This window comes from Janthinobacterium sp. FW305-128 (genome assembly GCF_020858135.1).
In the GTDB taxonomy this organism is placed as follows: Bacteria; Pseudomonadota; Gammaproteobacteria; order Burkholderiales; family Burkholderiaceae_D; genus Janthinobacterium.
Map to the genome: position 1 here is coordinate 1 of NZ_JACYMK010000020.1, position 12,906 is coordinate 12,906.

Sequence of the window (12,906 nt, forward strand, 5' to 3'; positions counted from 1 at the left end):
GTCGGTACGCTGCCGCCCTCGCCCTGGCCGTTGTACAGGGCGCCGACGATGACGGGCCGGTCGATATCGTTTTCCAGGAACTGCACCAGCACTTCCTGGCCGATGCGCGGCAGAAACTGGCTGCCCATGCCGCCGCCCGCCGCGCGCTGCGCCACCCGCACCCAGCAGCCGGCGTGCTGCTCCTGCTGCCAGTGGAAACGGATGCGCACCCGGCCCAGCCTGTCGCAGTAAATCTCATCGGCACCGCTGGCCGCGTCATTGCCATCGGCGCCGACGACGATGGCGCTCTGGCTGCCCAGGGCCGTCGGCGTGGCATGCTGGCGCGCCTCGCCGTCATCGTGCGCCGGACGCCACGGAATCGCCGCACTGATCATATCGATGCAGTTGGCGTAGCCGCTGGCTTGCGCCTGGGCGATCGCGGCGGCGACATCGGGAAACCCTGCGCCCCACTGCGCCACGGTTTCTTCCAGCAATTCCGGTATCGGGCCGAACAGTTCCGCCAGTCCTTGCCAAGCCGGCAGCGGCAGGTTGTTGACGCCGATGCTGGCCACGCGCAGCACGACATACTCGGGCGCGGCACCGTCGACTGGCTGCAATGGTCCTTGCGTCAGGGTAAAGCGCGTGCCGGCGCGCAGGGTGCGCACGGTAGAGCGGGCTTGCCACAGCTGGGCGCGCGCTTCGTGGGCCTGCATCTGCAGCTGCGCGTAGCGCTGCGCCTGGGCACCATTCGCATACCAGTACTGGCCCGGCGTATCGTAGCTTTCCAGCCCCGGCGCGTTCTTGCCGCCAAGAATCATATTCGTCGGCACGCTGGCGGCAACCGCCTTTTTCGCCTTGTAATCGTAGCTGAGCACGCTACTCAGCCCGACGTGCAGGCTGCGCCGCGCGCGCAAGGCCTGCACGCTGTCGCCCGGCTCGCCGACACGCGCACCATGAAAGCGCAGCCCGCCGCCTTGCGCGCTGCTGGCGTCCTCTGGCGTGGCGCAAACTTGGCTGCTGTCGGCAAAAACGATCAGGGTCTGACCGTCAAACCGCCAGGCCAGCCCCTCTTCGGTCAGCAGGCGGCGAATAAAATCGAGATCCGATTCGCGGTACTGGCAACAATAGCTGCGTTCGCCCGCGTCCTGCATGAACGACGCGACCTCGTCGCTCCAGCGCCACAGCGCCGCCGGGGCATAAGACTCGAACACGGACTCGACGATCTCGATCACGGTCTTGTCTTGCCAGACGCGGCTGTTACGCACCTGGCCCAGCCGCCACAGCCAAGGCGTCAGGCGCAGCCGGTAGCGCGCCAGGCCGCCATTGCTGCCCAGCATGGCCGCTGCGCTGATGTAGCCGGAAAATGGCGTGCGCGTGCCGTCGGCCAGGCTGACATGCAGGCTGGCCGGCTGGCCCAGCAAGGAAGCCAGCGGCACATGCGCGCTGGTGGACAGGGCGATGATGTCGCGCGCGCCGACTTCCTGCAGCCCTTCGTCAGCGGCAAAGGCTTCGACCAGCAGGCCGCTGTCCTGGCCTTCACCGACGGTCAGTTCGTACAACCGGGTGACGCTCGTGAAAACAGCCAGTGCGTCCGCAATCTTGTCGCTCGAGGTGGATCACATGCGATTCCCGTTAGTCTGTTACCACATTTATATATTTGATAATTATTGTAGCTAGGAATGTTTATCCCAGGAGTGCGATTGAAACCGGGTGTGCAGAGTGCTCCGTGCCGTCGCGGGCACATTGCGTCCGCCACCCCTCCTTTCCACGCACCATGGCTGCAGTGCTTACCTGATCGTGTACTTGAACTGCCCCTGCTTGTTGGCGCTGACCTTGATCTTCGTGATGGCGGCGCCTTCGGCCATTTTGGCCAGCACCGACTCGGCGATCTCGGGCAGCACGGTGCCGTTAAGGATATTGTCGACATTGCGTGCGCCCGAGTCGACTTCGGTGCAGCGCGCCAGCACGGCGTCGACCAGCGCTTCGTCGTGGCTGAATTCGGCCTTGTGATTGGCCGCGATGCGCTGGGCGATCTTGCCCAGTTTCAAGCCGATGATATTGACCAGCACATCGTCCGAGATCGGATAGAAGGGAATCACTTTCAATCGTCCCAGGAAAGCCGGCTTGAAGGTCTTCACCAGTTGCGGGCGGATCTTTTCCTCCAGCTGTTCCGGCGTCGGCAGGTCGGCCGCCGCCATGTTCAGGCAGGCCTGCATCAGGGTGCTCGAACCGACGTTCGAGGTCAGGATGATGATGGTGTTCTTAAAGTCGATCTCGCGTCCTTCGGCATCCTCCATCACGCCCTTGTCGAACACCTGAAAGAACAGTTCGAGCACGTCCGGGTGGGCTTTTTCCACTTCGTCGAGCAGCACCACGCTGTACGGGTTGCGCCGCACCGCCTCGGTCAGCACGCCCCCCTCGCCGTAGCCGACATAGCCGGGCGGCGAGCCTTTCAGGCCCGACACGCTGTGCGCTTCCTGGTATTCGCTCATGTTGATGGTTATGAGCTTGCGTTCGCCGCCGTACAGCACATCGGCCAGCGCCAGCGCCGTTTCCGTCTTGCCCGTGCCGGACGGGCCGACGAACAGGAACACGCCCTTCGGCTTGTTCGGGTCGTCCAGGTTGGCGCGCGAAGTACGCACGCGCTGCGCCACCGCCTCGATCGCATGCGACTGGCCCAGCACGCGCTCTTCCAGCATATCCTTCAGTTTCAGCACCGTGCGGATTTCATCCTTGACCATTTTTCCCAGCGGGATGCCGGTCCAGCCGGCGATGATTTCCGCCACCACGTGGCCGTCGACCTGCACCGGCACCATCGGCGTCTCGCCCTGCAGCGCGCGCAAGTCCTTCAGCAGGGCTTGCAGGTCGCCGCCCTGGCTGGCGTCCGGTTTTTCGCCAGCACTTTCCAGGTCCTGGCGGGCCGCCCTGACCTTCCCGGTCAATGTCTTTTCGCTTTCCCAGCGCGCGGCCAGCACCGCATGCTCGCCAGCGGCGCTACTGCGCTGCGCGCGCAACTCTTTCAGACGCACCGGGTGGTTCCCGCCGCTCTTTTCCTCGCGCTCGAGCGTCGCCACTTCGGCGTCGATGCGGTCGAGCTTCTTGACCAGGTTTTCCAGCAGGGCCGGCGTCGCGTTCTGGCCCAGCGCCACCTTGGCGCAGGCCGTATCGAGCACGCTGATGGCCTTGTCGGGCAACTGGCGGCCTGAGATGTACCGGTGCGACAGGCGTACCGCTTCGGTGATGGCTTCGTCGTAGATGCGCACATTGAAATGCTTTTCCATCAGCGGCGCCATGCCGCGCAACATGGCGCAGGCCAGTTCTTCGCTCGGCTCCTCGATCTTGACGACCTGGAAGCGGCGCGCCAGCGCGGCATCCTTTTCAAAATATTTCTTGTATTCGCCCCAGGTGGTGGCGGCGATCGTGCGCAGCTCGCCGCGCGCCAGGGCCGGCTTGAGCAGATTGGCCGCGTCGTTCTGGCCGGCCGTGCCGCCAGCGCCGATCATGGTGTGCGCTTCGTCGATGAACAGGATGATGGCGTGCGGACTTCTCTTGACTTCGTCGATGACGTTTTTCAGGCGGTTCTCGAACTCGCCCTTGACACTGGCACCGGCCTGCAGCAGGCCCATGTCCAGCGTATGGATTTCGACGCCCTTCAGCACCTCGGGCACGTCGTCCTGCGCGATGCGCAGGGCCAGTCCTTCGACCACGGCCGTCTTGCCCACGCCCGCCTCGCCCGTCAGGATGGGGTTGTTCTGGCGCCGGCGCATCAGGATATCGATCGCCTGGCGGATCTCGGCATCGCGCCCGATCACCGGGTCGACCTTGCCGTCGCGCGCGCGCGCCGTCAGGTTGGTGGTGAACTGGTCCAGCGCCGGGGTCTTCGATGCGGCCGCGCGCCCTTCGAGTTCGCCGACGGGGTCTCCTCCTCCCTCGCCGCCCTCCCCGGCCTCGCCATCGGAAGCCGCAGCGCCGGCTGCCTCCTGCGAGCCTTGCGTGATCTTGTCGAGGTTGTGCTTCAGGTCGTCGAGCTTGAATTTGTTGAACAGTTTCGAGCCGCGGTAAGCCAGCTGCGCCAACTCCGGGTCGGTCAGCAGCGCCTGCAGCAGATGGGCGCTGCGGATACTGGCCTGGCGGCCGGCCTGTACGTCGAGCGACGCGATCAGCCAGGCGTTTTCAAACAGCTTCGGCAGCCTGGGCGAAAACACGGGGGTGCGCGCATTGCCCGTCTGCAGGCGCGCCACTTCGGCTTGCAGGTCCGCTTCGAGCATGCTGACGCTGATGCCGCTGTGGCGGGCGATCAGCGCAAAGTCGCTGGCCGGCTGTTCCAGCAGGGCCAGGAACAGATGTTCCAGGTCGACCTCGTATTGTCCGAGGCCGACGCAGATGCCGGCGGCGCGGGTGGCGGCGGTGCGGCTGGTGTCATTGAGCTTGCTGATCAGCGTCTTGAGGTTGATGCTCATGGGGCAAAAGTCCTTGTGTGGAAACGGCTAAAAAAAGAAGATGGTTCATGTCAGCGCATGCAGTTCGTAGCGCACGTCGCTGCGGTCTTGCGCGGCGCCGGCGGTAATCAGGAAACTGTCCCAGCCCAGGCGCCCGCCGCTGCGCGGCTGCTCCAGGGTGACGCCATGCACATCGTCGGCGCGCAATACCAGCTGCACTTCGTATTCGAGGCACAGGCCAGTAAACATGGTGAGCATTTTTTCCAGCGCGCGCGCCGCCGCCCCGCCCGGCAGGAAGGCGTCGAAATGGGCGCGTGCCAGCGGGCCGACCACCAGCCGCATGCGCAAATCGCGCTGCCAGACGCGCGCGCCGACCAGCGCTGTCGAACCCAGCATGGCGTTCATACCGCCCAGGCTGCTTTGCTGATCGCGCGGCACGTCGTACCAGCAACCGATAAACTGGGTCACCTTGATGGGCTGGCCGAAATACGCGGACAAGACCTGCCCCATCGCCACCGCCGATGGCGGCCGGTGCCGCATGGCGGCGACAAAAAATCCCACAGACTCATCGAGCACGCCATCGCCACCGTCGTACAGGCGCTGGCGCAGCGACGCATGGCCTAGTCCCGCCAGCGACAGCAGCAGCGGCAGGAACTTGTCCTTGCCATCGAGCTGGTATTTGAGTTCCAGGCGGTACTTGCGCCACGCTTCGTAGAACAGCGCCAGCGCGCGGTTGGAAAACGTGTCCAGAAAGGCGCGCGGTCCCTCGTCTTTCTCGTACAGCTGGTGCGCGGCGATGCGTTCCGTGTAATGGGCCGGCAGCGCGCCGGCCACGCCAAGAAAACCCATGAAGGCCGGCGTGATGCGGACGTATTTCAGTTCGGCGCGCCGCACGGCCTCGCCCAGCGCGCGCATGTCGGCCGCCAGGGCGCCCAGCTCGCGCGGTTCGGTTTGCACCGCTTCGAGCTGGCTGGGCGCGAAATTGAGCGACACCGAGTTTTGAAAGCGCAGGAAATTGGCCACCGCGCCTTCGCGCGCCATGCCGTTGCGGGCCAGCCAGAGTTCGAGCATGCGCACCGCCTGGAAGTACTGGAAGCGGTAAGGCTCGGCGAACAGGCGCTCGATTACACTAGGCTCAAATCGCCGCTGCGTGGTTTGCATCGCAACAACTCCTCTCCCGATTTTTTCGACAGCACCACCAGTTGCGTGAAACTGTTGGCATGCACGTACAGGCCGAGAAAACACTCGACGATATGGGCAAACGCATGGATGCCGCTGCCGACAAAAGCTTCTTCGTCCAGCGTCAGCCGCACTTCGATGCCGCGCACCAAGCAGGCGAAGGGATTGCCGGGCAGCCAGGCATTGGCCGCCTTGTGGTCGATCGCCGCGATGCCGCTGATCTGCCGTTGCGACGTCGCCGAACGGGGCAAGTCATACAGTGTCAACATTTCCTGGAACGCTTCCAGGCCGCCGCCCGACAGCGACAGATGGTTCAGCGACAGATGCGAGATCAGGCGCCAGTGCGCGCCGCGGCCCCGCTCGAAGCGGTGCGACTCGGTCGGCTTGCGCAGGAAACTGATGCTGCGCACGCTGGATCCGCCTTCCAGGAACAGGTCGCCGCCGCGCAGGCCATAGGTGAGTTGGGCCGGCAGATCGCGGTTGGTACAGCTCAGCTCCAGGCTCAGAGTGTCCGTTTCAATCGCAGCCGGGTCGAAATCGATGTCGACGATGGAAATCTCGGTCTCGTAGCCGGGGCTTTTTTCGCTGATGGTGTCATCGCGCCGCATCACCCAGTAATGGCCATCCCTGGCGGGCGTCTGGCCGTGGCGCAGCGAATAGAAAGGACGAAATTCGGTGATCGTCTCCCCTTGCGGCGTCTGGCGCACCAGCTTCACCGACTCGATTGCCTGCACCTCGAAGGCATAGGCGCGGCGCGCATCGGCCAGCACCGGATAGCTGGCGGCCGTGTGCGTCAGCCGGATCGGCTCGCCGCGCTGGCGGAACAGGTTGACCACCGGCGTGCAGCCCAGCAGCAGGTTATTCGTCGACATGGTGCCCAGCATGCGCGCCGTATTCGAATCGGTGCGCAGGCCGGCGAGGGCCAGGTGCAGCGTGATGCGCCGGCATCCGGACGGCAGCGGCGCGCACAGCGCGGCCAGGTCGATGTCGAAAAAATTGAATTTTTCGGGAAAGCAGAAGTATTCGGTCAGCAGCCGGTAAGCCGGATGCGAACGGGCGGAAAACGGGATCAGCGCATCGTCCTCGGCATAGCCGGCCGTGCTGACAGGGATATGCGCCAGCGCGCTCCAGCGGCCGCTGTCATCGGCTTCCACATAGGCCTTTACCGTGCGCATGAACAGCGCGTCGCGCAGCGCCGCGCAAAACGACGGTTCGCCATCGATGAACACGCGCAGCTTCGCCACGCCCAGCTGCGCCAGCGAGATCTGCTCGGCAGTCGCTTCGATGACGATGCTGATGCTGGAGGTGGCGTTTGGCGGCAGTTGCATCTGCTCGGGCGCGTCGATGATGGCGGAAAATGCCGCATGCGTGAGCGCCAGCGGCGCCACGGTGACGGGATAGGCGGTGCGAAAGGTGCACGCGACGCCCTTGACGGGGCGCGTCGCCAGTTCGGTGCCGCGCGCAATCTCGGTGGCGGCCGTCAGCTGCGCCGCCGCGCCGCCGTAGTCGAAGCGCGCGATCGAACACGAGGGAAACGGCCGCAGGTAATGCGGATACAGCACCTCGAACAGCGCTTCGGTAAACTCCGGGTAATCGTCATCGAGGCGTTTCGAGATGCGCGAATTGAGCAGCGCGAAGGACTGGATCATGCGCTCGATATGCGGGTCTTCGCAGACTTCGCCGCCGATCAGCAGCCGTCCCGCGATCTTCGGATAGCGCTCGGAAAACTCGCGCGAATAGCGGCGCAGGAAACCCAGCTCACGTTCGTAATACGGTAACAAATCTTCCAAGTTCAGGCTCCTTGCGCCGCACGGCGCGCCTTGCTGATCGTATAATGCAGGCTGGACGGCTGCAGGATGGCGTCGAAGTTGACGGGTTCCTGGGCCGAGTGCACCACCAAGAGCGCGGTGATGGCAAAATTGAGGCGGTTGATCGAGCCTTCCTGGATTTCCAGCGAAGCGCGCACATTGCGCAGGCGCGGCTCATGGCGCGCGATGGCTTTTTCCAGGCACTGGCAGATATACGCGCGGTCATCGGAACTCGACAAGCTCAGGCCGGCGAAATCATTGAGGCCGTAGGTGACGATCGAGCGGCCGCATTCGGGAAATTTCGTCAGCAGCGCTTCCGGGATCACGGTGCGCGTGTTGAGCAGCGCCTCCAGGTCGCGCGCCACGGTGTCTTTCAAATCTTCCAGCGACAGGCGCGAGACGGTGCTACTGGAAGCGCCCTGGACTGGCGTGTCCATCAGGCGGTCGAACAATCCCGGCGTAAAACCCTTCATCGGTATCCTGTGGTTGGCAGTAGGAAGGAACAAAAGGGCGGCCTGCGGCGGCCCTTTGATTCGGCAGAATCAGTCACGCTGGCACAAGCCGGAGTCACCGCCGGCGGCTGGCCGGAACGGACTCATCCGGCAAGGGCCGCTGTCGGTCAAATCGTCTTGTTGGCCGACAGGTCCCAACCGCCGGAGGTATTGCCGCCGGAGCCACCGCCGACTTTTTGCTGCGTGTATTTCCACTTGACCTTGGAATACTTGATCGACAGGTTTTCGCCGAGGATGTCGCCAGGTGCGACGGATGGCGCCACGCTGCTGATCAGCACGTTTTCCAGCTCGATCTCGAAGTATTTGATGCGCTCGCCCTGGCCGTCAGCGCGCAGGAATTCGAATTTGGCTTTCGGAATCGTTTTACCGGATGAGCAATTTTGCAGCAGCAGCGGCGTGGCGAGGTCGGCCAACTTTGCCACCACGATATCCTTGTGCTCGGTACGTTCGGCGGTATGCCCGCCGCCCGTCGACGCGGTGGCGGACTTCGGCTGCAGCACTTCCCACTGAACCGACTTGCATTCGATCCAATCTTTATGGGAGGTGTCGGTGGATTCGCCTTTAATACCATCAATTTGCAAGTAAACGTCGATTGCCATGTCATTCCTTTCGGTTGTTGATGAAAAAATCAGGATTTGGTCGATTGCGGCAGCTCCGCGACCAAACGGAGTGAAACGGACAGCTCATCGAGCTGGAAATGGGGACGCAAGAAGGAAACGGCGCGGTAGACGCCCGGACGCCCCGGCACCTCCGACACCTGCACCGATGCTTCGCGCAGGGGGAACTGGGCCTTCTGCTCCTGGCTGGCGTTATCGTCGAGCAGCACGTATTGCATCAGCCAGCGGTTGAGGAACTCTTCGACGTTGGACGCGGCGGCAAAGCTGCCGATCTTGTCGCGCATCATCGCCTTCATGTAGTGGGCGATGCGCGAGACGGCAAAGATGTATTGCAGCTGCGACGACAGCACCGCATTGGCATTGGCCGAATCGGTGTTGTATTTCTTGGCCTTCTGCGCCGACTGGGCGCCGAAGAACGCCGCGTAATCCGTGTTCTTGCAATGCACCAGCGAAATGAAACCCAGGTCGCTCAGTTCCTTTTCGCGCCGGTCGGTAATGGCGATCTCGGTCGGGCATTTCAGCGCCACTTCGCCTTCGTCCGTCTTGAATGTATGGGTCGGCAAGTCTTCGACCAGGCCGCCGCCTTCCACGCCGCGGATCGCCGCGCACCAGCCGTAGTCGTCGAAGGCCGCCGTCAGCTTCGTGCCGAAGGCATAGGCGGCATTGCACCACAGGTATTTCTGGTGGTCGGTACCGTCGACATCCTCGACGAAATTGAAGCCGTCGACGGTGGCGCCATCGGCCGGATTGAACGGCAGCCGCCCCAGGAAGCGCGGCAGCGTGAGGCCGACGTAGCGCGCATCTTCCGATTCGCGGAACGACTTCCACTTCGCGTATTCGACCGTGTCGAACACCTTGGCCAGGTCGCGCGGCTTGCCGAGGTCAGCATAGCTTTCGAGACCGAACAGCTCGGGCGATGCGGCCGAGATGAAGGGCGCGTGGGCTGCAGCGGCCACATGCGACATCTGCTCGAGGAAATACATGTCTTCCGGCTGGCGCGTGAACTCGAAGTCGCCCAGCAGCGCGCCGAACGGAGCGCCGCCGAAAGTGCCGAACTCTTCTTCATACACTTTCTTGAACATGGTCGACTGGTCGAATTCCAGCGCGCTCTGGAAATCGCGCACCAGCTCGCGCTTGGTGGCGTTGAGCATCTTGATCTTCAGGTTGGTGCCGGTGGGCGTGTTGTCCACCATGTGATGCAGGCCAGTCCAGCTGCTTTCCAGCTTCTGGAATTCGGGCGCATGCATGATGGCGCTGAGCTGCCGCGAAATGAGCCTGTCCAGTTCGGCAACGCGTGCATCGATGGTGGCCGCCAGGTTATCCGACACCACGACGGTGCCTTCCATCACCTGGCTGACCAGTTCTGAAATCAGATCCTTGGCGCGTGCATGCTCGACGCTGGATTTGGCAACCTTGCTTTGTTCGACGATCTGGTCGAGCAAGCCGATATCGGTAGTCGCGGCGGCGCCGGACGCGGGGGTCAGTTGAGCGGACATGGGATCAGCCTTTCTTGGCGGTGGATTGCTGTTCCAGCTGGGCCAGCTTTTCAGTGCTGTTGAGCACGTCGTTGAGGATATCTTCCAGTTTGTCATTGCCGGCCAGCTTGTTGCGCAGGTCGGCCAGCTTGGTGCGCGCTTCGAGCAGCCGTCGCAGCGGCGCCACCTGTTCCACCACTGCCTCGGGACGGAAGTCGTTGAGCGACTTGAAGCGCAGGTCGACCCGCAGCTGGCCGCCTTCATCGCTGAGCTCGTTGGATACGCCAAACGCGGCGCGCGGCTCCACCCCCTTGAGCACCTCGTCGAAATTGTCGCGGTCGATGCCGATGAACTTGCGGTCCTTCAGGCGTTTTTGCTCGACTTCGGAATTGCCGCCGAAATCGCCCACGACGCCCATCACGAAGGGCAATTCCTTGTTTTCAATCGCATCGCCGATTTCCACGTCATACGTCATCTGCACGCGTGGCGGCCGGACCTTTTGCAGGCGTTTTTGAACACTTTCTTTTTTTGACATGACATCATTCCTTTACGAATAATCGACGGCATCGGCGATGCCCCAGGTAAATACTTTGCTGCCTCAGTTTTACTTCAATCCATCGAAGGGATTGGCGCTGCTTTCGGCAGCCTTGGCCTGCCCTTTGCGCGGCGGACGCGGCGGCTTGTCACGCACCTGCGCCGCGGCCGGCGCCGGTACCAGCACGGTTTCGCCCAGGCTTTCGCGCAGCAGCTTGGCCAGATCCTGCGATTCGGTGCGCAGCGGGCCGGACAGGTTGTTCTGGCGGCTCAAGTCGGCCAATGCACGCGTCGACAGGCGCAGTCCGCTGATCGCAATGACGCTGTTGGCCAGCTTGTCGGCCGGGTCGCGCACCAGAACTTCCTGGGCATTGATGATGGCGTCGCCGTACTGGCCCGCCTCATAGCGGGTCTGCGCCATGCGGGCCCACGGATTTTTGTCGGCGGGAAATGCCTCAGCAGCTTGTTTCCACAAACCGATGGCCGCTTCGTTGTTGCCGGAACCGGCAGCCTGGGTCGCCTTTGCCATCAGTTCGTCGAGCGAGGGCGGCGGCGGCGGCGTCTTCACGGCAGGAGTGGTGCTGCAGGCACTGAGCGTCAATGCGCAGGCAACCGCAGCAAGAAAATGGCATGTGAATTGGCGAGACATGGTCTGATTTCCCTCAAAAAAAAAAAATGACGCGGTCATTAAGAAAGGTTGCAATTTATAGTTGTTAAATTCTTATTTTTGCGACACTAACACGAATTTAATATTGACTCCGTTCAATAGAAAATACGCGAAATCTCACATTCCGATCCTCCGCTAAGGCAGCAACCATGCGGGAAACGTACCGTACGCACCTTTCTTTCAGATAATGTTAATGTTGTTGCAGTTGCGAAAAAAGCACATAGTTTCTTGTTGCAAATATTGGATGATCGGCCGCGCCGGCAAGACGGCGATCGCGCGTCAAGAGAGCCCGGGAGCGCCAGCGTTCTCCGCGCTTTTATTCCTCAGGCAAAAGGGCAATCGATGAGCATTACAAGCAAATTGTTATGGGGTGAAGGCCTGTTTCTGCGCCCCCAGCACTTCCAGCAGCAAGACCGCTACCATGAGCACCGCCTGCACGAAAGCATCAAGGCGCTGCACCCCTATGCCTGGGGTGTCAACCACGTGCAGATCGACCGCGATGCGCTGAGCAATAACACCCTGCGGCTGCTGGAACTGTCGCTGGTGTTTCAGGACGGAGAAATCTACAACGCGCCCGGCGCCGATGAGTTGCCCGACGCGCTGGACTTGAGCACGCTGCAGCAATCGCAGCAAACCGTCACGTTTTATGCCGCCCTGCCCGCCTTCAAGCATTTCGGCGGCAACTTTGCCGCGCTTGGCCACCCCAACAGCGCCGCGCGCTACGGCCAGGCCAACGTGGAAACGCCCGACCTGTACACCCATGCGGCGCAGGCCGAACTGGCCTACTTGCAAAAATTGCTGCGCGTGGTGGCCGAATCGGAACCGCGTGATTCGTATGTGAATTTCGCCCTGCTGCGCCTGCGGCGCCTGTCGACCGGCGGCTTCGAGCCCGACCCGTCGTTCGTGCCGCCCAGCCTGTCGATCCGCAGCGCGCCGCTGCTGTTCCTGCAGCTGCGCCGCCTGATCGATGCGCTGCAGGCGAAGGTGAACGCCCTGTACGGCCACCACCGCGAGCCAAGCAAGAATGTGATCGAATTTCGTTCCGGCGACATGTCCTCGTTCTGGCTGCTGCACACGGCCAGTTCGGCGTTCGCCTCGCTCAGTCATTATTTCCATCATCCGGCGCTGCACCCGGAGCGTCTGTACGAAGCGCTGCTGGCGCTGGCCGGCGCGCTGATGACGTTCTCGAAAACCCATGCGCTGGCGGACCTGCCAGCCTACCAGCACGCCGATCCGGGACCGTCGTTCGCGCGCTTGCACGCGATCATCCGCGAGCTGCTCGACACGGTGATTTCTTCAAAATATTTCGCCATCGCGCTGACCGAAGTCAAGCCGTCGTACCACCACGGCAAGCTCGATTCGGGCAAGATCGACGACAAGACCGCGTTTTACCTGGGCGTCTCGGCCGACATGCCGGGCGTGGAACTGGTGGACGTGGTGCCGCTGCGCTTCAAGATCGGCGCGCCAGACGACGTGGAAAAATTCGTGCTGTCGGCCCTGCCCGGCGTGCGCCTGCAGCACACGCCGCAGGTGCCGGCGGCCGTGCCGGTACGGCCCGATACGTATTACTTCACCATCGAAGCGAAGGGCCAGATGTACGACCGCATGTTGCAGGCCCAGTCGATTTCGATCTACGTCCCGTCCGGCATGCGGGACCTGAAACTTGAACTTGTCGCCATCACTTCCTGAAGATAAA

At 62.6% G+C, this 12,906-nt stretch carries 10 protein-coding genes; 1 reads left to right on the plus strand and 9 read right to left on the minus strand.

Translation table 11 applies throughout. The annotated features are described in order from the left end of the window. The 9 genes from IGS60_RS27715 to IGS60_RS27755 form a co-directional block, all read right to left on the minus strand. The coding region (locus IGS60_RS27715) for a type VI secretion system Vgr family protein (protein WP_230506827.1) at nucleotides 1-1,538 on the minus strand (1,538 nt) is incomplete at its 3' end. A 228-nt stretch (nucleotides 1,539-1,766) separates the two neighbouring features. Then, on the minus strand, nucleotides 1,767-4,439 hold the full coding sequence (tssH, locus tag IGS60_RS27720) for a type VI secretion system ATPase TssH (protein ID WP_230506828.1): 2,673 nt from the start codon (nucleotides 4,437-4,439) through the stop codon (nucleotides 1,767-1,769). A 45-nt stretch (nucleotides 4,440-4,484) separates the two neighbouring features. Then, nucleotides 4,485-5,579, minus strand: a complete 1,095-nt coding sequence (gene tssG / locus IGS60_RS27725) for a type VI secretion system baseplate subunit TssG (RefSeq protein WP_230506829.1) — start codon at nucleotides 5,577-5,579, stop codon at nucleotides 4,485-4,487. Then, a complete protein-coding gene (gene tssF, locus IGS60_RS27730) occupies nucleotides 5,543-7,387 on the minus strand; it encodes a type VI secretion system baseplate subunit TssF (protein ID WP_230506830.1) in 1,845 nt (614 codons plus the stop codon). The genes tssG and tssF overlap by 37 nt, the downstream gene beginning before the upstream one ends. 2 nt (nucleotides 7,388-7,389) lie before the next feature. Then, nucleotides 7,390-7,878, minus strand: a complete 489-nt coding sequence (gene tssE / locus IGS60_RS27735) for a type VI secretion system baseplate subunit TssE (protein ID WP_230506831.1) — start codon at nucleotides 7,876-7,878, stop codon at nucleotides 7,390-7,392. A gap of 146 nt (nucleotides 7,879-8,024) precedes the next feature. Continuing rightward, complete coding sequence (locus tag IGS60_RS27740) at nucleotides 8,025-8,516, minus strand: type VI secretion system tube protein Hcp (RefSeq protein WP_230506832.1); 492 nt, start codon at nucleotides 8,514-8,516, stop codon at nucleotides 8,025-8,027. Nucleotides 8,517-8,545: 29 nt separating this feature from the next. After that, nucleotides 8,546-10,030, minus strand: coding sequence for a type VI secretion system contractile sheath large subunit (tssC, locus tag IGS60_RS27745; protein ID WP_230506833.1), 1,485 nt, complete (start codon nucleotides 10,028-10,030; stop codon nucleotides 8,546-8,548). A gap of 4 nt (nucleotides 10,031-10,034) precedes the next feature. Then, nucleotides 10,035-10,544 carry a type VI secretion system contractile sheath small subunit gene (gene tssB, locus IGS60_RS27750; protein ID WP_230506834.1) on the minus strand — a complete coding sequence of 170 codons (510 nt, stop codon included), beginning with the start codon at nucleotides 10,542-10,544 and terminating at the stop codon, nucleotides 10,035-10,037. Between the two features lie 69 nt (nucleotides 10,545-10,613). Continuing rightward, a complete protein-coding gene (locus IGS60_RS27755; protein ID WP_230506835.1) occupies nucleotides 10,614-11,192 on the minus strand; it encodes a hypothetical protein in 579 nt (192 codons plus the stop codon). 360 nt (nucleotides 11,193-11,552) lie between these two features. On the opposite strand from IGS60_RS27755, the gene tssK reads away from it, so the two are divergent. Next, complete coding sequence (tssK, locus tag IGS60_RS27760; RefSeq protein WP_230506836.1) at nucleotides 11,553-12,899, plus strand: type VI secretion system baseplate subunit TssK; 1,347 nt, start codon at nucleotides 11,553-11,555, stop codon at nucleotides 12,897-12,899. Nucleotides 12,900-12,906: the final 7 nt, after the last annotated feature.

What these genes read in the sequence shown, in the direction of transcription:
- tssH (WP_230506828.1), bottom strand. Translation starts at nt 4,439, where the DNA reads ATGAGCATCAACCTCAAGACGCTGATCAGCAAGCTCAATGACACCAGC.
- tssG (WP_230506829.1), bottom strand. Translation starts at nt 5,579, where the DNA reads ATGCAAACCACGCAGCGGCGATTTGAGCCTAGTGTAATCGAGCGCCTG.
- tssE (WP_230506831.1), bottom strand. Translation starts at nt 7,878, where the DNA reads ATGAAGGGTTTTACGCCGGGATTGTTCGACCGCCTGATGGACACGCCA.
- IGS60_RS27740 (WP_230506832.1), bottom strand. Translation starts at nt 8,516, where the DNA reads ATGGCAATCGACGTTTACTTGCAAATTGATGGTATTAAAGGCGAATCC.
- tssC (WP_230506833.1), bottom strand. Translation starts at nt 10,030, where the DNA reads ATGTCCGCTCAACTGACCCCCGCGTCCGGCGCCGCCGCGACTACCGAT.
- tssB (WP_230506834.1), bottom strand. Translation starts at nt 10,544, where the DNA reads ATGTCAAAAAAAGAAAGTGTTCAAAAACGCCTGCAAAAGGTCCGGCCG.
- IGS60_RS27755 (WP_230506835.1), bottom strand. Translation starts at nt 11,192, where the DNA reads ATGTCTCGCCAATTCACATGCCATTTTCTTGCTGCGGTTGCCTGCGCA.
- tssK (WP_230506836.1), top strand. Translation starts at nt 11,553, where the DNA reads ATGAGCATTACAAGCAAATTGTTATGGGGTGAAGGCCTGTTTCTGCGC.